This window comes from Microcoleus sp. MOSTC5 (assembly GCF_036701825.1).
In the GTDB taxonomy this organism is placed as follows: domain Bacteria; phylum Cyanobacteriota; class Cyanobacteriia; order Cyanobacteriales; family Microcoleaceae; genus Microcoleus; species Microcoleus asticus.
Genome location: NZ_JAUBRK010000059.1, coordinates 1 through 21,407 on the forward strand (window position 1 = coordinate 1; position 21,407 = coordinate 21,407).

Sequence of the window (21,407 nt, forward strand, 5' to 3'; positions counted from 1 at the left end):
ATATTTGCCAAAATGGAATTACCGTGCTGTTCCGACAATTGAGTAAATAGTGAAGTTATTAAATTTTCATTCCTAAGAAGGGATAATGAGGGTTTCAATAACGATAAATGTCATGATCCCAAAATTAATTATGCCAATAATTCTAACAGAGACTGAATTCCAAAAGTTCCGAGGTGAGTTGCACAGCCAGTTCAAAAAACGAGCAGACAGCACAATGGACTTGTTGGATGTGCTGTGTAGCAACTCCTGCGCCAAGTGTGGTTCATTTAAGACTGAATCTGTTGTTTAGGGGAAAGTACAGTAGGGAATCTACACATCTCTAAGCTCTTGCTTTGGAGCAGCACAAAGATTGTATCGGTCTCATCTTTACCTCAAGAGAGGGAGTTGATCCCAAATCCTCATTGAACCCTTCAGTTATGCTACCTGAAAACCCGGCAGATATTCTTTTACTATTTTCCCAAATGCTGAAATGATATTTCTTTTAAACAACAATGTCGATTTCAAAGGAAATTTAACTTCACATTGTGCATCTTCTGGTAAAATTCAGTATAACTAGATTGTCCCGTGACTGAACGGCTTCAGTAGATTGCAAGAGGAAGACTTTTGCTAGATATCGATCCTATTTCCGCCAGAGTTCGCTAGAGAATCCCAATATACCTAATCACCTATACAAAGACTACCCGTTCCACAGTTATGACCAGAGCAGAGCAGAGAATTAAAATTACCTATATCTTCACGCACCATATTCGTTGGGTTCCCTTTGAATTGGTCGCAAAATGTATCGATAAGAGTAAATTCGCAATTGACTATATCATTCTTAATGAAGGCGATCCTATGATCTCCTTTTTAAGCCAGATTAATGTTCCTTGCACTGTTGCTTCCTATCAGGATTATAGCAATACCCCAGAGATCGTCAAATTTATCTACGAACACTTGATAAGAAATAAAACTGATATTGTTCATACTCATTGGTTCGCCGGCAGCTTGGCTGGAATGCAAGCTGCTTATTACGCCCATATTCCAGTACGAATCTTCACCAGGGAACATCCTTCGATTAAATACTATTCGCGTCATGCTCCAAGCAAACATCGCTTGATATGGGAATGTGCCACCAATATTATTGGTGTTACCAACACAAGCAAACAAGGCATGATAGAAGACGGCATACCAGATGAGAAAATCACAGTGATACCAACGGGATTTGATATTAGTGAATTTGAGAATGTAGACAGTTCGCGCATTGATAAATTGCGCTCTAAGTATCTAGCAAATCATCACGGCCCTGTTATCGGTGTGGCTGCGAGGTATGTCAGATGGAAAGGAGTTGAATACGTCATTGAAGCACACAAGCAGGTTCTCGAAGCTTATCCCAATGCAATCTTAGTTCTTTCAGGGACACATACAAATCGTGCCAACCTGGAGGAGCAAATTCGTAATGCGCGTAAAGAAGACATCGTTGCGCCTCAATACGAGGAGATTATCAGCATCACAGACAAGTTGGCGCAATTGCCTGAGCATAGCTATATTGAAATCCCATTTGAAGAAGACCTTTTCGCTTTGTTCAGATTATTTGATGTTTTTGTCCATGTGCCTACCGATCCTATTCAAGAAACGTTCGGACAAGTCTATGTAGAAGCAATGCTTTCTAGAGTTCCATCTGTTATTACTCTTGCAGGTAGTGCTTTGGATCATGCTGTACACAAAGAGAATGCCTGGGTTGTGGATTACAAGAACAGCGCTCAAATTGCCCAGGGGATATTAGCACTTTTAAGCGATTCGTGCCTGAGAGAAACGATCGTTAACAACGCCTTTCTCTGTGCCCAAAAATACGATATCAAGAACCATATTCAACAACTTGAAGACTTTTATGTCTGTGAGCTGGAAAAGAGAAGGAAGTAGTATTAAGCGTCAATTTCAACAATCTCTACAAGCTATGGTTAACGCTACTGTACAGACCCCTTCTTTAATTCCTCAAGCTTATACCTGAATCCTTACTGAAGGTCTCTATATTTTCGAGATGACTCACATTATTCCAGACAATAAGACTCCAGCGCCCGTTAACATACTCAAAAATGCAGAGGTTCGCATTATACAGCTTGAAGCGCCAACTATTTCCAGGTGGGAGACCAAGCACCATTTCAAAAAAAACCATCAAGAGACAACCATGAGCGATCGCCACAACGGTTTCATCTAAATGTCGTTCAGCGATCGCATTCAGGACACGACAGCCTCTTTCCCTACATTGCCTTAAACTTTCTCCTTCTGGGATGACGTATTCAAAGCCAATACGTTCATAGTCTTGCCGATACTGTGGAAACTTCTTGTCCATTTCAGAGACTGTTAATCCCTCAAATATTCCATGTTCCACTCTCGTAATTGCGGCTCAAAAATGACTTTCTTTCTACATACTTTAGCAATGATATTGGCTGTTTGAACAGCACGACCCAGATCGCTGCTGTATAAAGTGGTGAATGAAAGACGCAGTAAGCGATCGGCAATTGCATGGGCCTGCCGGATTCCTTTGGGTGTCAGTGGACTATCGAGTTGCCCCGTAGCCTTACTCTGTACATTCCACTCGGTTTCCCCATGGCGTACAATGACAAGTTTCATTTCTTCTTATCCTATAGATAGTGATTGATAAGGAAGGCTCCATTTCTACGGCAGGGTTTTGATTTCCAGCCTCATTTGACCAATTTTGAATCTGCCCTGCTCAAATTTCTAAATATTGAAAACTCTCTGTATATCCTCGTAGGCTTGTTTCTGTATTTCCAGCGCCAGCCAGGTTACATGGACAAAATAAGATACCAAATTATCACAGCATAGTGGATTATTGTCGTAGGTGTGGGTATAGCAGAGTTTGAACCTGCTGTCGATATCCATGTTCAACAGACCCAGTTCAGAGTTTTCTAACATAAATCGCGAAATTACACGCTGGTCATTCTGACGGCAATCCATCATGTATTTATCCACAAAATTACTGGCAATATAGTTAAGCATACGGAGATAAGCCCATTTGTAGCCAATGATAAAGCCACTGTTGAGATACTTTGCTGGATGCCCTAAATAGTTAGACAAAAAGAAGGGAAGTACATCGGCACTGTGGTGGCAGAATACTGTTTCGGCACTGATGATAATATCTTTACCTGTGGCACTGAAATCTGCTGCCAATCCCGCAGGATCGTAACGAATGCACAGGACATCATAGGCATCCGTAAAGACTATGATTGTGTCGTCAGCAATATCGGTATCAGAAGCTAAGAAGTCGCGAACCTTGAATATCTTTGAGAGGAGTCCCAGTCGCGGACAGTAATTATCGAGGATACGCAAGTTACCCTGCAATGATGAATGCAGTGGCTGGACGCGCGGACTACCTGCGTCGCACAAGGTGATGAAAATAGGTTCTTCAGGAATTTGCATAAGCCTCAAATCGCTTCATTTCTTGATTCCACTTACACAGACTGTAACCAGTGATATCAAATCCGTTTGTATCCGATTGAGGAATTTTATGTCATCGAGCTTCAAAAGAGAAGAAAGTAGGGTTACGAATAGCACCGGATGCTGCATTTCTAAAATTGGGCAACATATCTATTCTTAATCTAATAGATATGTTGCCAGGACAGTTCACTAGACCCCCGCAGTTTACAGGGAAATCATCAGTCTAAATCTTGATTCCAAGACGCACTTCCTTATCAATCCGTGTCAGCATTGGCCCAGGCACCTCACGGAAGTAGTCATCCGTGGCTTTGCGCGATCCAGCCCAGCAACCATAGTCATCAACGATCAGAACGCCTCCTGTGGAGAGTCGAGGGTAGAGAAGCTGAAACTCAACGGCTGTGGATTCATACCAATCGGTATCTAGACGCAAAACAGAGATGACTTCTGGCTTAATTCTTTCCAATGTCTCAATGACATCTCCTTGCACAAAATGAATCTCAAAATCAAAATTATGGACGGAGAAAGCTGCTTGAACATCTTCCAATGAAGCGTAACACCAACCAATGTCGTCCCCATATTGCTCCATCATTTCAAAGCCGGTACGTCCATATTTGTCCACATCAAATTCAGTGGGGGTTGGCATACCCTGAAATGTGTCATACAGATATAGCTGGCGATCGCTAACATTTCGCGCTTTCATAATCAAGGCAGCAAGTAAAGCGCTTCCTCCTCTCCAAACTCCGCACTCCAGAATATCACCGGGTATCTCGCGATCGAGGACGTAGTTCACCGATGTATAAAGGGCAAAGAGTGCCTCTACGCTGGTCATTGTATAAGGCTTTACCTGCTCAAATAAATCCATGAAAACCGGATCTTTACCCATATCTGGTGTGATCTGATCTTTCATGGTTGCTTGATGCTTTGTGGAGAAAACGATCGTTCGCTCAGTATTCATGATCGCAAGGAGGAGTGGGGATAGTTTAGGAGGATGGGAGCTGCAAAGCTTTGATGATTATACACGAGCAATAGATTAATAGCTCATCTTTTATCCTCGGTATGAGGTGATTGCGATTGATGGCTGCGCTGGACGATCAGACCTTCGTTTCCTCGTAGCTCAAGGGTATGTCCCAGTTGCCCTCCCTGGCGATCCATGAATGTAGAGAGGAGAACTTTTGACTGGTTGCGAAACTCGATCGGTAATGTCCATTCCTGGTATTCAGAACTGAAGTTCAAAGCTACAACGAGATCCGATGTCTCGTTAAAGCGTCGATAGCAGAAAAGCTGTGATGGTGAGTATAAAGAAATGTAGTCACCAAGCTGTAGTGCCGGTTGTTGCCGACGCAAGCGCAAAAGTGCCTGGGTGAGTGAGAGACACGATCGAGAATCATGCTTCTGGGACTTGACATTGATACTGCTGTAGTCATGAGTGATGGGCAACCAAGGCTGGACTGATTCTGAACAGAAGCCTGCATTAGCAGAGTCATCCCAGAGCATCGGCGTGCGCTCAGGATCGCGTCCCACCCCAATACCGGGAGCTTTTTTTTCCCAAGGATCTTGGATATGCTCGGAGGGAATCCAGGCATCCTCCATTCCCAGTTCCTCTCCGTAGTAGATTGTTGGTGTACCGCGAAGGGTAAGCAATAACATCATGCCGATTTTGGCTTGAGAAATCCCAATTCTGCTGGCGACGCGATGCTTGTCATGATTACCCAATGTCCAATTGGGCCATGCACCTTCAGGCAGCAGTCTCTCATAACGATCGACAATTTCTCGGACGGACTCAGCACTCCATTGCAAATCAGATGACATCAATTCTGAATTGAGGGGTAAATGAAATTCGTCATTATTTGACCCATAGTGCTTGACAATTTCTTCTAGTGATTTGTATAGTTCAGCAATCAAAAGCCGATCGTCATACCCATCTACCAGCGTCCGCAGCATCCGATTGAAATCGTGAATTTCCGGTATATTCTTGCTGAAGACTTCAAACAGGCGATCGGATGGTTCCATGCCTGGATGCCAGTCGGGATTCACCGGATTATCTCGAAATTGCAAATCTTTGAAGGCACGATAGGCGGCATCAACTCGAAATCCATCCACGCCTCGCTGTAACCAAAAATGTAGTACATCCAACATCGCCTGTTTAGCATCGAGGTTACGCCAATTGATATCTGGCTGCTCCTTGAGAAACGAATGTAGATAGTATTGCTCTGTTTTATCATCCCATTCCCAGGCAGAAAGCCCATCAAAACGTCCTAGCCAATTATTGGGAGGACTACCATCTGGCTTTGGATCTTTCCATATATACCAGTCTCGCTTGGGATGAGAACGCGAACTGCGGGATTCAATAAACCACTGATGCCGATCGGAACTATGCGCGGCAACAAAGTCCATCAAGACCTTGAGATTGCGATCGTGCAAATGTTGTATCAAGCTATCGATATCTGAAAGGGTACCAAAAACAGGGTCAATATTTGTATGGTCGCTGACATCATACCCAAAATCGGCCATTGGAGAGGGGTAGAAGGGTGTCACCCAGACGGCATCTATCCCCAACCATTCTAAATAATCTAGTTGCTGGATAATGCCGGGGATATCACCGATGCCATCTCCATTCGAGTCCTGAAAGCTACGCAGATAAGGCTGATAAATAACAGCAGACTTCCACCAAGGAGAATGAGACATTACGGTCATGGGTAATTAGAATCAATAAAAAAAAGGAAGATTTCTTGGCTCAGGAATTGGTATGGGTACCTAAACGACTGCGATCGCAGCGAATTGTGAAAAAACTTGCCAGCATGGATGCTATTGTCAGTGTTGAACGGCTGATGAGATATTATCATAATCCCTATTATGTCACTTTGACCAGAAAAAAAAGCTCTTGCCTTGCTGTATCTGGATTTTAGCCATTGTTAATAATTTATTCTTCGCCTTGCGAAAGCCTAACAAACCATTAGTTCCAAAAAATTATCTACCGAAAGTGACAAAAGAGGGATTATGATTGCCTGAATGATTTAGGTAGATCAATTCTCCCATATCCCTGTTTCATCCTTTAAGGAAGTAGGTAGGACTGAAAAGATTTACTTCACAAACAGCCTCTAAAGAAAGACAATTGATATGATCCCTCAAATTCAACCTTGGATTGACGATAGTGAATGGCAAGAAGTTAAGCGGGTGATGGACTCAACCTACTTAACCGAGAATCAGGTGACAGAGGAGTTTGAAGCTGGCATTAGGGCTTTAACGGGGGCACAGCACGCAATTGCTGTTTGCAACGGTACTGCTGCCTTATACTGCATCCTCAAGGCTCTGGATATCGGTCATGGAGATGAGGTGATTGTCCCCAACCTGACCTTTGTTGCTTCATCGAATGCGGTGATTATGGCAGGGGCTAAGCCCGTCTTTTGCCCAGTTAGAGCAGATACCCTGTGCATTGATGTAGAAGCAGCCGCAGCGCTGGTCAATGATAAGACCAAAGGGATTATGCCTGTCCATTTGTACGGTCAAAGTGCAGATATGGATGCGGTACTCGCCTTTGCTAAGCGCTTTGAGTTGAAGGTGATTGAAGATGCAGCACAGGCGATCGGAGTAGAGTTCAACGATCGTCATGTCGGCTATTACGGAGACGCAGGTGCCTTTTCCTTTTATGGCAACAAAACGATCACTTGTGGTGAAGGTGGGATTATTGTAACCGACTGTGATACTATTGCCCAGACTTGCCGCCGGCTTAAGAATCATGGGCGATCGCGTCGCGGCACCTTTATCCACGAACATATTGGCTTTAATTTTTCCATGACAGAAATGCAGGCAGCCATTGGTGTTGCCCAGCTCAGAAAGCTACCTGCAATTATTAAGCGCAAACAGCAAATTTATGAAGCTTACATGGCTGGTTTAGCAGATGTGACGGAGTTGCAGCCGATCTTTATGGACCCACGCTGTAAGCCCGTCCACTGGTTTACCTCTTTCTTTGCGGAAAACCGGGCTGAACTGGCTGACTATTTAACCCATCGGGGAATTCAAACCAGACTATTTTTCTGTCCGCTTCATCTTCAACCTTGCTATCAAGACTGGACCGATCCCAGCATGAACTATCCCGTCAGTACATCTGCTTATGAGCGGGGAATTTCTTTGCCATCATCTTATAGTTTGACTGATGAAGAACTAGATTTTATCATCGGCGAAATTCACCTGTTTTATCAGCTTTCTGAGCAATTGAAAAGTGCTTGAATCTCCCCTCTCCCAAACCTCCGAATATCTTGCCTGCCGCGAGCAGGTAATTGCGGCTGTGGCAGATTTGCCCCAGGGTAAAGCCTTATCTGAGGCGCTGATTGCAGGTCGCGACTTTCTTCACTGGATCCGTCCCCATGAGGTTGCAGGCGCAACCAGAATTCAGGTGCGGGAGGGACACGGTCCTCAAAATCTCAATGGTGAGCCGCTTGACACGCAGTTCCATGCTTATTTGGAAGCGGTGATTAATCCCCAGATCCGTATTGGTCTACTCGCAGATGGCACTAAACCCAGCAGCTATGACGATCGCAAAGTCCGCTGGTCTGGGGCTGGAGTCGCTGGATTCTGGTCTCGCAGTCAAGACACCTTCACCCTGGAAGTTGGGCCCACTAGCTACCCACGTTGTCGTCTGGATTTGACTCGCAGTTCGCTCGAAGCACTAAAGCTGATGATGCGCGGACTGACAACTTACCAAGATCCCTACGCTTATTTTGCTAGGGGAGTTGGGGTTGCGGTGGTTCCGCTGACTGCGGATGGTAATGTCTACATTGGTAGGCGATCGACTTCATCGGATTACACAGGCGTTCTCAATTTTGTGGCTGGTTGGGCTACATTTTCTCCTGCAGCTCAAGACATCAATTTTTATCAAGATGCTCAACGGGAATTGTGGGAAGAAGTGAATGTTGCCATGACCTTAAATGACACGAATACTCGGTTTATTGGTATGTCTGGCAACCCGATCACGGGGGAAGTTGATTTGGTCTTTGTGGTGCAAACGGAAATGGGCGATCGCCATTTTCGATCGGGTCAGTGGGAAGAGCATTCTTGTTTGGTTCGCATTCGCAATAAAGCTGAAGCTGAAGTTCTGCTGGAACATGGACTGTTACCCGGAGAGCAAGAACCTTGCGCTCTGATGTTTTCCTCTCGCTTGGGCTTAGAATACTTAGTTCAACAGCATTGGTGAACGGTAGATAGAAAACACCTGACACCGCTGGCAATCAAATATTTTGAACAGGATGAAACTCTATGCAATGGCTCAATGAACCCTCCCAATGGACAGACTCAGGCGATCGTTTGACTGTCAAAACTTCTCCCAAAACAGATTTCTGGCGAATTACCCATTATGGGTTTATTCGTGACACCGGACATTTTTATTTTGATTCCATCAGCACTGATTTTGTGGTTGATGTCAAAATACGCGGCAATTACAAGGATATCTACGACCAGGCAGGCCTCATGCTGCGTGCCGATGAAAAGCATTGGATCAAGACAGGTATTGAATATGTTGATGGCGTACAAAATCTGAGTGCTGTCGTTACCCATGACTATTCAGATTGGTCAGTCATTCCCTTGCCGAATCCCCCTGATGTTTTACACTTGCGCGTTGAACGCTCTAAAGAAGCTATCCAAATTTTCTATTTAAATGAAGCTTCTAACTATGCAATGCTCAGAATGACGTATTTACCCTATGAAACGCTTCAAGTAGGCGTTATGTGTGCCTCTCCAGACGGAGGTGGATTCGAGGTAACGTTTGAGGATTATCAGGTCAATGCTACAGGATCGTAATCTTCCTTTGAACCCATATCGGTCAAACCCTTAAGGAGTGATGGGTTTACCGATTGTTGTCACCCCATCACTCCTTAAGGGCAAAGCGAAAGAAGCTCCCTAGCCCGATCGGGAAAATTACTAATATTTTTAACCAAATTGAGCGATTTTATTTAGCTATTGGAGTGTGTTTTTCTAAATTCATTCTCAGGCTTCCGAATCGTATAGGCTCAATAAGTAGGGGGAGCAGTTATTCTAGTTGCCAAGACAAGCCCAAGGGATGAAGAGAAGACTTTTCGCGAATAATAGTGGATAGAGAAGGAATGATTCTCAGTTGAGAAATTCGGTCACGCACATACTCAAAAAAACTGATTCCCAACTGACGAGTAGTAGCAACAAGAAACATAAAAGTTTCCTGGCCTGAGTACCCTCAATCGTCCCAGTTGCATAGCCGATCTTACGTCGCTGCACCATAGTTCTGGCAGCTAACTCAGCCGGATTATTATGCAAAGGTAATTCAGGATGCTCTAAAACCCGCTCGCAACTCCGATACTTTGGTCGCAGTTAATTGTTGGCGTTCATTCAACAATTCATAACCGCTTTTCGTTGTAAAAAGTAGCCAAAATTTAGACTTTAAAGGCAGTGCAGCTTCTGCACTAAAAGCATCTTTGTAAGCTAATAATTCCAGATAATAATCCCAAAAATATTCGATCGACTACCCTAAAATTACTTGATGGCAATGTTGTCATCACCAAAAACTGAGATGGCGTCAGGTATTTTTGTAAATGAGTCTGGTAGAATCTTCGTATCATTATTTTTTTGGATAAGCAAGCGTGTAACAATTCTGCTGCCTATCTTTTTTTACTACAAGTTGGCTCAATCATTACTAAATATGGGTTTCAGGCGGGTTGTCACCCCCCAGGAGGCACAATATTCATCAATAAAATTGATGGTGGATCGAGATGGGCGGGCTTCATCCACAGGCAGCAACTGAGTTTGGGTCGTTTTCGGCTATTCTACTCCCATCAGAGTGACACAAGAGCAATAAATTGCCTGTTGAAATTGTCGAAAGGGTTGTGGAGCATGAGGTGTAGGGTGTAGGCGCATGCAAATTAAATTCCTATTAACTTATGCTAGGTATCAATGTCGGGAGAAGCCACTATGCTTGGTAAATCAAGGATGCCCTTATCACCTGGACTTTTCAGAAAAATTCCCCTACAAATACTGCTAATTGTTCCATTTGTTGTTCAAACAGTTGGAGCAGTGGCTGTTGTTGGTTATCTTTCCTATAGAAACGGTCAAAAAGCAGTAAATGATGTAGCTACTCAGTTGCGGAATGATGTTAGCGATCGCATCAACCAAAATCTAACTTATCTGCTTGCTATTCCCTTTCAATCCTTTGAAAACTATGATGCAGCCCTGAGCCAAAACCGCATCGATCTTAATAATGGGAGAGACGTAGAGAAGTTTCTATGGGGACAACTCCCTGCCTTTCCCCTTGTTGCTGCCGCAGCTTTTGTTACCCCCAATCAAGAGTTTTTTGCTGGTGAGCGGCAGGATAATGGCGCGATCGTCATCCGTGCTTCGGAGGTAGAAAATAACCACACTTTGACGACCTATACCGCCAGTCCAGAGGGGGAACGCCGAGAAATTATCAACGCCGGGAACCCTAACTTTGATCCCCGCAATCGCCCCTACTATAAAATTCCAGTCCAGCAAAAGCAAGCTGTTTGGGCAAAACTGTATCCTCACATTACAGGTAAATACCTATACATTGCGGCTGGCAAACCCATATATACCAAGACTGGAGATATCCAAGGAGTGTGGATGACAAGCTTAAATCTGGTAATGTTTGGGGATTTTTTAAGTAAACTCAAAATCGGTAAAACTGGACAAAGTTTTATTCTGGAACGTTCTGGAGAAATGATTGCCACCTCTACAGGAGAAAAGCCCTTTCAATATTACCCAGACAAGGTTGTCCAACTGCCAGAGCAACGAGTTCAACGACTTAAGGTTGTCAATAGTAGCAATGCCATCACCCAAAAAGCGAGTCAAGCTTTGCTAGAGCAGTTTCAGGATTTTCAAAAAATCCAAGCATCTCATCAACTGAAATTTACCATCGCTGGTAAAAATTATTTCGTCCAAGTCGATCCTTTTCGAGATAGTAAAGGTATTGACTGGTTGGTGGTGGTGACTATTCCAGAAGCAGACTTTATGAATCAGATTAATGCCAATACTCAGACTACAATCCTGCTCTGTTTAGCAACTTTGATTTTGGCAATTTTGTTGGGTATCCTGACCGCTCGCCGGATTATCCATCCTGTGGAGCGGATCACTACTGCTTCGGAAGCGATCGCTCTTGGCAATCTCAACCAACAAGTGGAGGTTAGTTCCATCGTTGAACTTGGCAAATTAGCCAACGTTTTTAACGGCATGACCAGACAACTGAAGGATTCTCTAGATGCCATCCATTTGGCAAATGAAGAGTTGGAAGCTAGAGTGGAGCAAAGAACTGGAGAACTGCGCCTAGAAAAAGAAAAGTCAGAACAATTACTTTTGAATATCTTACCTGCCGAAATTGCCGATCGCCTCATGCGGACTAATGAATCTCCTGCTGAACATTTTGAAGAAGCCACGATTTTGTTTGCGGATATCGTAGGTTTTACTACTATCTCGGCACGGATAGAGCCGATGCAATTGGTAGCAGGTTTGAACCAAATTTTCTCTACGTTCGATCAACTCACTGAAAAGTATGGCTTAGAGAAAATTAAAACCATTGGGGATGCCTACATGGTAGTTGGTGGTTTACCAGTTTCTCGACCGGATCATGCCGACGCGATCGCCAACATGGCGTTGGATATGCAAGCCTATATGCAAGAGGTGGAGAATATTTTTGGGGAATCTCTACAAATTCGGATCGGGATTAATACGGGTCCTGTAATTGCGGGAGTAATTGGGATTAAGAAATTTATCTATGACCTCTGGGGTGATGCGGTGAATGTCGCCTCAAGGATGGAATCCCACGGCAAACCGGGATACATTCAAGTCACCGATGCGACTTATCTCAAATTACAGAATAAATACTTACTAGAGCCAAGGGGTACGATCGAGGTCAAGGGAAGAGGAGAAATGATGACCTATTGGCTCTTGGGTCGGCGGGGAGGAATATTAGCCACTAGCACTCGATAGGTGAATAACTGTTAAAATAACGTTAACTAAGGGTTATTTTAACTCAATGTTAATTATTGAATTATCTAGGAGAGAAAACTGCCTGTGCTAGCACCTTTCATCCCAACATCTACTCCGAATCTACTGTATTGCACAGGTACAGAATTACGGCTAGATCTTCTCAGAAGCCTGAATCTGGCTTACAATATCTGACATTGGCCAATATCCCCAAGATTCTGTAATCTGCTGGTTCTCAATCTTAAATATTTCTAACGCCTCAAATTCTATTTTAACTCCACTGGCAGCCATACCAACAAACTCACCTAGGTGCGTAGCTGTAAAGTGACCTCGAAATACAACTTTGTCATTTTCTTCAATGAGATCGTCAATCACCACTTTGATATCTGGAAAGGCTTTGTGAGTCGCCTTCAGTATCTCAATCGCATCCTCGACGCTTCGCACTTGAGGTAGCCCGTGATCTAGATAATTCGGCACAATATACTTATATGCAGCTTCGTAATCTTGATTGTTATAAATTTCAAAAAACTGTTTAACTACTTCCTTATTAGTCAGGGTATTCATACAATCTCATTTCTAGTTTGACAGGTAAATCATACACGAACGCTGTTACGTTGTAAACTTGTCTTTTTGAGTTTCCAGAGCGATCGCATACGTTTCTTAACATTTTCAGTAGTTTTGTGAAAGTTGCGTAAGTCCTGACCTACTTTCCTCACTTGCCTACAACTGATACCAGTGCTCGATCGATTGCTGCCAATACATCCGCATCTAGTTGTATTCCTGATGCAGCAGCGTTATCAACAATTTGTTCGGGACGACTAGCACCGATAATGGCTGAAGATACGTACTCAGAGCGTAGTACCCAAGCCAGAGCTAACTGTGGCATACTCAACCCTAACTCTTGGGCAATGGGTTTCAGTTTCTGTACTGCTGTTAGAATGCGATCGCTAAACAACTCCTCCAGCAAAAACCAATTCATTTTTTCATTTGCAGCGCGAGAATTTTGAGGTGGAACTTGTCCTGGCTGGTATTTACCTGCAAGTACACCTTGAGCTAATGGCGACCAAACAATCTGACCAACACCATTAGCTGCACACAATGGAAACACTTCAGCTTCCGGTGTGCGCCACAGCATAGAATACTGAGGCTGACTGGAAACAAAGCGTTCAACATCAGCAATATTGAACGCAGATTGAATTTGCTCTGGACTCCACTCGCTAAAGCCGATGTAACGAGTTTTTCCCTGACGCACTACCTCAGTGAGTGCCGTCATTGTTTCCTCCAAAGGTGTGTTCGGATCGTAGCGATGACATTGATACAGGTCAACATAATCGGTACGCAATCGATTTAAAGAAGCATCGATTTGTTTTCTGATCTGGGCTGCTGACAGTCCTTGGTCAGTAGGTGACGTGGGAAAGAAGACCTTGGTTGCTAGGATATAGGACGATCGCTCAATTCCTTGTAATACTTCCCCTAGAAATGACTCAGCGCCGCCAGCCGCATAAGAATTAGAAGTATCAATGAAGTTAATACCAAGGTCAAAGGCTGTGTAAATGCAAGCCTCTGCATTTTGCTGTTCGACACCCTCACAAATACCCCAGGAACCAAGACTGATTTCTGAAATATGCAATTCGCTGTTACCCAATTTTCTGTATTTCATTTGTATTTCTTATTTCAATGTTTTTTTATCTTCATTTACAAAAAATGAAGGTAATTCGTCAAAATAATTGTAACCGTCCAAGATACTACAGGGCAATGAGAGTTTAGCCGGTATTTTCAAGATAGATTAAATTATTAGTTGGCAACAGCCTCCTTCTCCTCAGTTGATTGCAAAGTCATAGGTATCTGTATTCCAGAAACTAATACGCAAGATAACATAAATACGGATAAAGCTAACCATAAAAAATGATTGCTATGAAAATAAAAGGTTGATAAACATAGAAAGATAAGTCCCAGTAAGCCGCTGACCAAGTACGTATTGCGTACAGCAGAACCCTCACCCAAGCCAGAAAAATATCCATCTAGAATATAAGCAACTCCCGCGCCCACTACAACAATGGGTATCCAAAGGATATAAATTTTAATTGCTTCTATCAATTCAGAATGGCTAGTGAACAGATGAAATATCGGGTCAGGAAAAAGGAAAGCAGCTAGTCCAACTACTAAACTAATCGCCAGATTGGTTGCTAATGCAATTTGCAAAAGCGGCACAAATTTATGTGTTGTTCCTTGACCTTGAAAGTTACCGATTAAACTTACAGTAGCGTATTCTACTCCATCACACATATACATACTTAATGCTACTATTTGGAGAAGTAAAACATTTTCAGCCAAAACCTCAGTCCCCAATGTTGCACTAAAAGCATTGAAAAGTACAAAAATAGATACGATAACTATAGACCTAACAGATAGATTGCCATTCAGAACAAAAGCAGTTTGCAATGCGGACAAATTTAGGACTTTTCCTGTTAAACTACCTATTTCTTTTAAGGAAAATTCACGACCAATCATTACAAGCGCTACAAATAAGGTTAGATACTGGCTAATAGCCTGCGACAATCCCGCCCCCATGCTTGACCAATCCCAAAGGACAATGTAAAGGTAATTAAGTGCAACATTAGCAACATTCCCAATAATAGTGAGTAAAAGAACTTTGCGGTTTTGTTCTCTTCCAAGAAACCATCCAATTAAGACTAAGTTGACGAAAGCTGCAGGCGCTCCCCAAATCCGACTATTAAAATAAGTAATACCGGCCAGTTGCACATCTGGAGTAGCGTTCAACAACATAAAGCCTAGCTTCCCCAAAGGGTATTGCAGCAGCAGAAAAAGCATACCCAATCCCAAAGCGATTAAACCATTTTGTAGCCCTGCTAGAAGTATGGCTTCTCGGTCATCTCGTCCAACTGCTTGAGATGTAATCGCAGTTGTTCCTGACTTAATAAAAGAACAACTTTCGTAGAGAAAATCAAACAAAATAGCACCTAATGCCACCCCTGCTAAATAACTAATGTTTGACAGGTGTCCCAGGAAAGCTACGCTGATTGCACCCGATAAGGGTATTGTAATATTCGACACTACGTTGACAGCAGCGATTTTCAGAAAGCGATATAGAAAGTCGTATTGAAGCAATGTCAAAGTCCCTTGGGATAGATACTCCAGTCTAGTTTATCAGTATTTTTTGCCTAATGTCAACTTGAAATACTGAACCGTATTGGGTTATGAGTTAATAAGCCTGTCAATAATCCGCTATCTTGTTTGAGGTTCAGGGGCTTTAATGCTTTTACAATCAAGGTTCCAGAGGCATTATCACCCCGTCAAGTGGAATCCATCGCAAGATAGACTTTTGCACGATATCTATTAGTTTTAATCAATGAAAATTTCAATGACAAACTCCGTTCCTTCTCCGAGTGCAGAAATACAACTTAATTTTCCGCCGTGTTTTTCTTCTACAATTTGACGCGATATCGCCAGTCCCAACCCAGTCCCTTTGCCCACGTCTTTAGTGGTAAATAGATGGTCGAAGATACGATTTTTTACCTCTTCCGACATTCCATTGCCGTTATCGGCGATGGCAATTTTTACCTTTTCACCTTCTACTTTCGTCCGAATAGTAATTTGATTGGGATGGGCTTCAATCTCTGCAAAATTCTTTCCTTGATTGGATTCTTCTAAGGCATCGATCGCATTCGCCAGCAGATTCATAAATACCTGGTTTAATTGTCCCAAATAACATTTTACTTTGGGAATCTTGCCGTACTCTTTAATGATTTGAATTTCAGGATGCTTTTCGTTCGCTTTCAGGCGATGGCGTAAAATCATCAAAGTGCTATTGAGTCCTTCGTGGATATTTGCCTCAACTTTATGGGCCGTATCGGCGCGAGAGAAAGTGCGGAGGGAGGTGCTGATGTTTTTGATGCGATCGCACCCTATTTTCATGGAACTCAACATCTTGGGTAAATCTTCTACTAGATAATCTAAATCTATTTCCTCTGCTTTCTCAATCAATTCTGCTCCCGGTTGAGGAAACTGTTCTTGATAGAGGTGCAAATAATCAATTAAATCTTGGACTCCAGCATTAGCTTCATTAAGGTTCCCGGCAATAAAACCAACGGGGTTGTTGATTTCATGGGCAACCCCTGCAACTAGATTGCCTAATGCTGACATCTTTTCACTTTGGATCATTTGCATCTGAGCTTGCTGCAGTTCATTCAAAGTCTGCTGCACTTGGTGATAGAGGCGGGCATTCTCTAGAGCGATCGCCGCTTGACTAGAGAGAAAATTCAGCACTAGGAGGCGCTCGGGACTAAACACCCCACTGGTTATCCGATTTTCTAGATACAAAATGCCGACCAAATTCCCCTGATTTAGAATTGGCAAACCCAGCAAACTCTCCGGTTGGTGGTACTCTAAATAATCGTCAATTACAGGCATATCTGTTTTGAGGCGATCGATGACAACTGCTGCTAGGGTGTTTTTAACATACTGGATTAATTTAACGGGAACGGTGGGATTGTTCTCTAGGGGTTCCGTTTGCAGGCTAATGTCTTCCAAGGTAGCGATCGCCCGCACTTGCCATTGTTGATCTTGGCAGAGCATCAGTGCACAGCGATCGGCTCCAGAGTTTTGTAGCATTGTTTGAGTCACAATTTGCAGCAACTCATCCAGGTCGATCGTGCGGGAGATGACTTGGGAGATTTGCAGCAGGGTCGAAAAATCTAGAGCATGATTGATGGAGGTGTTGGAGGTACTCTGGTGGGTGCTCGAATGAATGGAGTAAGTAGGATTGCTGAGCGTGGATACGGTTTCTAAAATAGTGAGGGGTTGAACGGACTCTTGTAAAATAGGGCGCAGCAGATCGGGATAATGTTTTTCTAAATCATCTGTTTTGGCTTTGGCTTCCCAGCGGGCGTAGCAGTAGTAAGCTTGCTGCATATAAACCTGAGCGACTTTTTCTTTGCCCCAGTCGAGGTAGAATTTGGCGGCGAGTTCGCTGGCTAAGGCTTCTTCGTTGAGGAATTGGTTTTCTTTAGCGAGTTGAATGGCGCGATCGTAATAGTCGATCGCTTCTAGTTTTTGCCCCTGTACCCGATACCGTTCTGCTTCTACCAAAAGAAACTTATGTTGGTAATTCATTGGGGCATAGTGCCCCCATTTCTTCAGCTTTTTCTGATTCGCCTGAATGCACTTCAAGATTTGCTGGCGTTGTGAAGAGGTTGCAGTCGCGTAAATTGCCAGTTGTGCCAGAGAATCGTAAAAGAAGTGCAGCACCGTTGGGAGTGAGGAAACACAGTTTTCAAAGTAGGGTTTAGCAGCGTTTGACTTCTCAATTGCTGCGTCATACTGCCCGAACAAATAATGAAGATGCTGCTGGCAAACGTAACTAAAAAATAACCCTGTACGATCGCTCGCAGCCACCTGTGCGGGAATATCTTCAGCCACCCGATAGCTTTCGCCGGACAAGCAACTCGGATCGCTAGAATCACCCAGAAGATTTAAGGTCGCTTGATGGTATATCTGGATGTAAAGAGAGCCGTTTTTTTGGTTGAAAGGAGCGATCGCCGTTATGAAAGAACGAATTGCTGCTTCTGCTTCCGTTAAGTTCTCCCCTGTCCAGTAGCGATTGTAAGAATGAACCAAAGCTGCCCAAGCAGCATATTCTACATCTCCCGTTTCTAAACCGCTCTGGTAAGCTGTTAACAGCGCTGGCATTGTATCTGCGATGCGATCGCGCCAATGGCTGATAAACGTATAAGTCATAAATAGCACTTTCGCTTTCAAATCCGTCGCGTTAAAACGCTCTAGTAATTGCAGAGAAAGTTGTCCAAACTGATAGCCTCCTTCGATATCCATGAGTATGCCGCAGAGGATCAGTCCATACCAAGCATAGCCAAAAGCTGATAGGGCAGTATTGCCGTGCCGTACAGACAAGTTAACCCGCTCAAATACCAGTAGCGGCATCAACTTCGGAGCACAAAGATAGGCAGCAGAAGCAGCACTAGAAAGAATTCGCATCGCTGCCAATTTGTTAGCATCTGTCATATTTGGCAGATTCACAAGCTGTTCCGGTTTCTTGTTACCGAGAATCAACTTAGTTTTGGCTAAACCCAGCAATACTTGAGGCTGAGTCGGGTTTTTGGGAAGCCGAATCCCAAACTGCCCGAGCACATCAATTGCTGTGTAAACGCCATCCTGGGGCTGGCCTTGGGCAAGGTAAGCGAGGATTTGAATCTCGTAAGCGCTAACTTTGTCGATCAGTTGGTTTGCTTGTTGCAAAATCGCAGTAATTAGCTGTTCCATCTGTTCAAATTGGCTGCACAAATACGCTGCTTCGGCTGCCAAATTGTGCAGCGCCAGCGTCAGAGTATATTGTTCTTGCCAGCTATCGGCTGGTAAGCTGCTAATACCTGTATTGACAAATATCAATGCCGCGTCAAACGCTGCGGCAGCTTTTGCAGTTTTCCCAGCCTGCAAGTTGAGCGAGGCTAATTCATAACGTGCTGTTTGTTCGCAAATCAGCCCGCGGGCAAAGTTGAAATGACCGACAATATCAAAAATTCTTTCCTGACGTTGAGTTTCACTACTTTTTTGCAGCAACAGTTGCCCTATTTTCAGGTGAGTGGCTTGTTTTCGATCTTCTGGAATTAGGGAATAAGCCGCTTGTTGAATGCGATCGTGTAGAAATTTGTAGTTAGGTAATTGAGCGGCGGTAGTTGGCAATACATCGGTTGTTTTCCGAGGTTCTTTTCCTTGATAAAACTTGTAAATTTCACTGGTTGGTAAGATGAATCCTTCTTGCAATGATTTCCACAAATCCGCCGCAGTTTCTTCTGGCGACTTCTCGCTGACTACCGCCAATGTATTCAAATCAAACTGCGCTCCAATGCACGCAGCCAACTTCAGCACATCCTGAGTTTCTGGCGGCAACTTCTGCAATTGCACCGCCATAAACTCCACCACATCATCGCTGATAATTAGGGCTTTGACTTTGGCAATATCGCACTGCCACCCCCCTGTTACCCCCATCTGTCCCCCCTTAGTAAGGAGGGATGAAAGGGGGGTGGAGTTAAATGCAATCAGCCCATCTTCCTGTAGCGATTTGAGAAATTGCGTGGCAAAAAATGGATTGCCTTTGGTTTTTTTATAAACTAACTCGGTTAAAGGCTGAGCCAAAGGGCGATCGCACGAGAGCGTATCTGCTATCAAATCGTTAATATCGGCTTGACTCAGAGGTTCCAAGGTAATAGTATTTACCGTTACTTGGGATTTTTCCATTTCTGCTACTGCCAACATAAATGGATGAGCCGGAGATACTTCGTTATCCCGATATGCCCCAATTACCAGCAAATTCTGACTATCTTTTTCGCTCATCAACACTTGCAAAAGCTTCAGGGATGCTGAATCTGACCACTGCAAATCATCCAAAAAAATCACTAAGGGATGTTCTTTTGTAGCAAACACAGAGATAAATTTTTGAAACACTAAATTGAAGCGGTTTTCGGCGGCACTTCCCAAAAGTTCAGAGACAGGCTGTTGTTGGCCAATAATTCGTTCCAGTTCGGGAATTACTTCTACAATAACTTGACCGTTGTCGGCAACAGCATCCTGAATTTTTATTTGCCATTGCTGTAGCTGAACGTCGCTTTCTGAGAGTAATTGCTCCATCAATTCTCGGAAGGCTTGCACAAAAGCACTAAAGGGAATGTTGCGTTTAAATTGGTCGTATTTGCCTTTGATGAAATAACCGCGTTGGCGAACTATGGGTTTGTGAACTTCGTTGACTACAACGGTTTTACCAATGCCGGAAAATCCTGCAACTAGCATCATTTCCCTGCGGGATAAATTCGATTCCCCCCAGCCGTTTTTAGTAAGGGGTGAGTCTTCTTTTCCCTCGTTTATCTCGTTTCCAGGCTCTTCTGGAAAACGAAATTTAGAGGGGTTTGCTACTCGATCGAATGCTGCTAATAATTGGGCAACTTCGGTTTCTCGGCCGTAGAGTTTTTCGGGTATGATAAAGCGATCGCACACATCGCGCCGCCCAATGGCAAAACTCTCAATTTTACCTGTCTCATTGAGTTGCTGCAAACAAGTTTCTAAATCGGCTTTGGGCCCTAATGCACTCTGATACCGATTTTCAGCATTTTTAGCCATCAATTTGCTGACAATCTCCGAGAGCACAAGGGGAATTTTGGGATTAATTTCACGTACAGAGGGCGGTTGCTTGGCAATATGACAGTGGAGCAATTCCATCGGATCGCTGGATTGAAATGGCAATTTTCCTGTCAGCAATTCATAAAAAGTTACACCTAATGAATAAAAGTCTGTGCGGTAGTCAAGCCCGCGATTCATTCTTCCTGTTTGTTCTGGAGATAAATAGCTGAGTGTTCCTTCGAGGACGTTGGGATTCATCAGCGTTTGAGTTTCCCTTGGCAGCAAAGATGCAATACTAAAATCAATTAGTTTGACTTGTTTAGTCTCTGGATTAATTAGAATATTGGCGGGTTTAATATCTTTGTGAATAATGCGCTGCCTGCAAAGTATATCTAATGTATTGCATAGGTCGATCGCTATTTGGAAAAATTCAACGAGAGACGGAACTGTTTTCCCTTTCCCCGTCCATTCCTTCAGGGAAATTCCCCCAAAGTCTTCCACGATCAACGCATAGCCATTCTGGTACGCTTCCAGGCTGTAGGTTTGAATAATTCCGGGCAAGTTGAGGTTTTTGGCGATCGTGTATTGATTGCGAAAATTCAAGAGTTCGCTGAAGCTGGGATACTCGTTCCGCAAGACTTTAATCGCGACCGGTTTTTGGTCGCAGAGGCGAATTCCGCGATAAACTAGGGTGCGAGTGCCTGAATAAATGCGATCGACAATTTGATAACCAGCTAGTTCTATCATAGCAATAATTATTTTTTTAGTACAATATTTGGTCTTACAAGTATAATCTAGTGCCAATCAGATTCTACCTTCGTATCAATACTGAAAAATACAGCTAATTTCCGAGGCCGCGAACAGCT

At 43.6% G+C, this 21,407-nt stretch carries 13 protein-coding genes and 1 pseudogene; 5 read left to right on the forward strand and 9 right to left on the reverse strand.

The window, feature by feature from the left end; translation table 11 throughout:
* Positions 1-693: 693 nt before the first annotated feature.
* Positions 694-1,899 carry a glycosyltransferase family 4 protein gene (locus QUA54_RS26290; protein ID WP_333417066.1) on the forward strand — a complete coding sequence of 402 codons (1,206 nt, stop codon included), beginning with the start codon at positions 694-696 and terminating at the stop codon, positions 1,897-1,899.
* Between the two features lie 64 nt (positions 1,900-1,963).
* Here the strand turns inward: QUA54_RS26290 and QUA54_RS34585 are convergent.
* From QUA54_RS34585 to QUA54_RS26315, 4 genes and pseudogenes are all read right to left on the reverse strand, one after another.
* Positions 1,964-2,610, reverse strand: a pseudogene (locus QUA54_RS34585) (histidine phosphatase family protein).
* Positions 2,611-2,718: 108 nt separating this feature from the next.
* Entirely contained in the window at positions 2,719-3,417 is a 699-nt protein-coding gene (locus QUA54_RS26305; protein ID WP_333417072.1) for a glycosyltransferase domain-containing protein, read from the reverse strand.
* 241 nt (positions 3,418-3,658) lie between these two features.
* Positions 3,659-4,342, reverse strand: coding sequence for a TylF/MycF/NovP-related O-methyltransferase (locus tag QUA54_RS26310; RefSeq protein WP_333417074.1), 684 nt, complete (start codon positions 4,340-4,342; stop codon positions 3,659-3,661).
* Between the two features lie 131 nt (positions 4,343-4,473).
* Positions 4,474-6,129, reverse strand: a complete 1,656-nt coding sequence (locus tag QUA54_RS26315; protein ID WP_333417076.1) for an alpha-amylase family glycosyl hydrolase — start codon at positions 6,127-6,129, stop codon at positions 4,474-4,476.
* A 423-nt stretch (positions 6,130-6,552) separates the two neighbouring features.
* On the opposite strand from QUA54_RS26315, the gene QUA54_RS26320 reads away from it, so the two are divergent.
* From QUA54_RS26320 to QUA54_RS26330, 3 genes are all read left to right on the forward strand, one after another.
* Positions 6,553-7,662, forward strand: a complete 1,110-nt coding sequence (locus QUA54_RS26320) for a DegT/DnrJ/EryC1/StrS family aminotransferase (RefSeq protein WP_333417078.1) — start codon at positions 6,553-6,555, stop codon at positions 7,660-7,662.
* Positions 7,655-8,626, forward strand: a complete 972-nt coding sequence (locus tag QUA54_RS26325) for a hypothetical protein (RefSeq protein ID WP_333417080.1) — start codon at positions 7,655-7,657, stop codon at positions 8,624-8,626. Before QUA54_RS26320 ends, QUA54_RS26325 begins: the two co-directional genes overlap by 8 nt.
* A 62-nt stretch (positions 8,627-8,688) precedes the next feature.
* Complete coding sequence (locus tag QUA54_RS26330; protein ID WP_333417082.1) at positions 8,689-9,228, forward strand: DUF1349 domain-containing protein; 540 nt, start codon at positions 8,689-8,691, stop codon at positions 9,226-9,228.
* Positions 9,229-9,457: 229 nt separating this feature from the next.
* Here the strand turns inward: QUA54_RS26330 and QUA54_RS26335 are convergent, their stop codons facing one another.
* The gene (locus QUA54_RS26335; protein WP_333417083.1) at positions 9,458-9,613 is read right to left on the reverse strand and encodes a hypothetical protein; all 156 of its coding nucleotides are present in this window, start codon (positions 9,611-9,613) and stop codon (positions 9,458-9,460) included.
* Positions 9,614-10,386: 773 nt separating this feature from the next.
* Between QUA54_RS26335 and QUA54_RS26340 the strand changes: the two genes are divergently transcribed.
* Positions 10,387-12,396, forward strand: a complete 2,010-nt coding sequence (locus tag QUA54_RS26340; RefSeq protein ID WP_333417085.1) for an adenylate/guanylate cyclase domain-containing protein — start codon at positions 10,387-10,389, stop codon at positions 12,394-12,396.
* A 150-nt stretch (positions 12,397-12,546) separates the two neighbouring features.
* On the opposite strand, the gene QUA54_RS26345 is transcribed toward QUA54_RS26340, so the two are convergent.
* The 4 genes from QUA54_RS26345 to QUA54_RS26360 all read right to left on the reverse strand — a co-directional run bounded on the left by QUA54_RS26345 (position 12,547) and on the right by QUA54_RS26360 (position 21,288).
* Positions 12,547-12,957 carry an ester cyclase gene (locus QUA54_RS26345; RefSeq protein WP_333417086.1) on the reverse strand — a complete coding sequence of 137 codons (411 nt, stop codon included), beginning with the start codon at positions 12,955-12,957 and terminating at the stop codon, positions 12,547-12,549.
* A gap of 148 nt (positions 12,958-13,105) precedes the next feature.
* On the reverse strand, positions 13,106-14,053 hold the full coding sequence (locus QUA54_RS26350) for an aldo/keto reductase family protein (RefSeq protein ID WP_333417088.1): 948 nt from the start codon (positions 14,051-14,053) through the stop codon (positions 13,106-13,108).
* A gap of 134 nt (positions 14,054-14,187) precedes the next feature.
* On the reverse strand, positions 14,188-15,528 hold the full coding sequence (gene gntT / locus QUA54_RS26355) for a guanitoxin biosynthesis MATE family efflux transporter GntT (RefSeq protein ID WP_333417089.1): 1,341 nt from the start codon (positions 15,526-15,528) through the stop codon (positions 14,188-14,190).
* 228 nt (positions 15,529-15,756) lie between these two features.
* Entirely contained in the window at positions 15,757-21,288 is a 5,532-nt protein-coding gene (locus QUA54_RS26360) for an AAA family ATPase (protein ID WP_333417091.1), read from the reverse strand.
* Positions 21,289-21,407: the final 119 nt, after the last annotated feature.

Coding starts and splice junctions, on each gene's coding strand:
- QUA54_RS26340 (WP_333417085.1), top strand. CDS start 10,387: ATGCCCTTATCACCTGGACTTTTCAGAAAAATTCCCCTACAAATACTG.
- QUA54_RS26330 (WP_333417082.1), top strand. CDS start 8,689: ATGCAATGGCTCAATGAACCCTCCCAATGGACAGACTCAGGCGATCGT.
- QUA54_RS26315 (WP_333417076.1), bottom strand. CDS start 6,129: ATGACCGTAATGTCTCATTCTCCTTGGTGGAAGTCTGCTGTTATTTAT.
- QUA54_RS26305 (WP_333417072.1), bottom strand. CDS start 3,417: ATGCAAATTCCTGAAGAACCTATTTTCATCACCTTGTGCGACGCAGGT.
- QUA54_RS26290 (WP_333417066.1), top strand. CDS start 694: ATGACCAGAGCAGAGCAGAGAATTAAAATTACCTATATCTTCACGCAC.
- QUA54_RS26360 (WP_333417091.1), bottom strand. CDS start 21,288: ATGATAGAACTAGCTGGTTATCAAATTGTCGATCGCATTTATTCAGGC.
- QUA54_RS26345 (WP_333417086.1), bottom strand. CDS start 12,957: ATGAATACCCTGACTAATAAGGAAGTAGTTAAACAGTTTTTTGAAATT.
- QUA54_RS26320 (WP_333417078.1), top strand. CDS start 6,553: ATGATCCCTCAAATTCAACCTTGGATTGACGATAGTGAATGGCAAGAA.
- QUA54_RS26335 (WP_333417083.1), bottom strand. CDS start 9,613: ATGTTTCTTGTTGCTACTACTCGTCAGTTGGGAATCAGTTTTTTTGAG.
- QUA54_RS26310 (WP_333417074.1), bottom strand. CDS start 4,342: ATGAAAGATCAGATCACACCAGATATGGGTAAAGATCCGGTTTTCATG.
- QUA54_RS26350 (WP_333417088.1), bottom strand. CDS start 14,053: ATGAAATACAGAAAATTGGGTAACAGCGAATTGCATATTTCAGAAATC.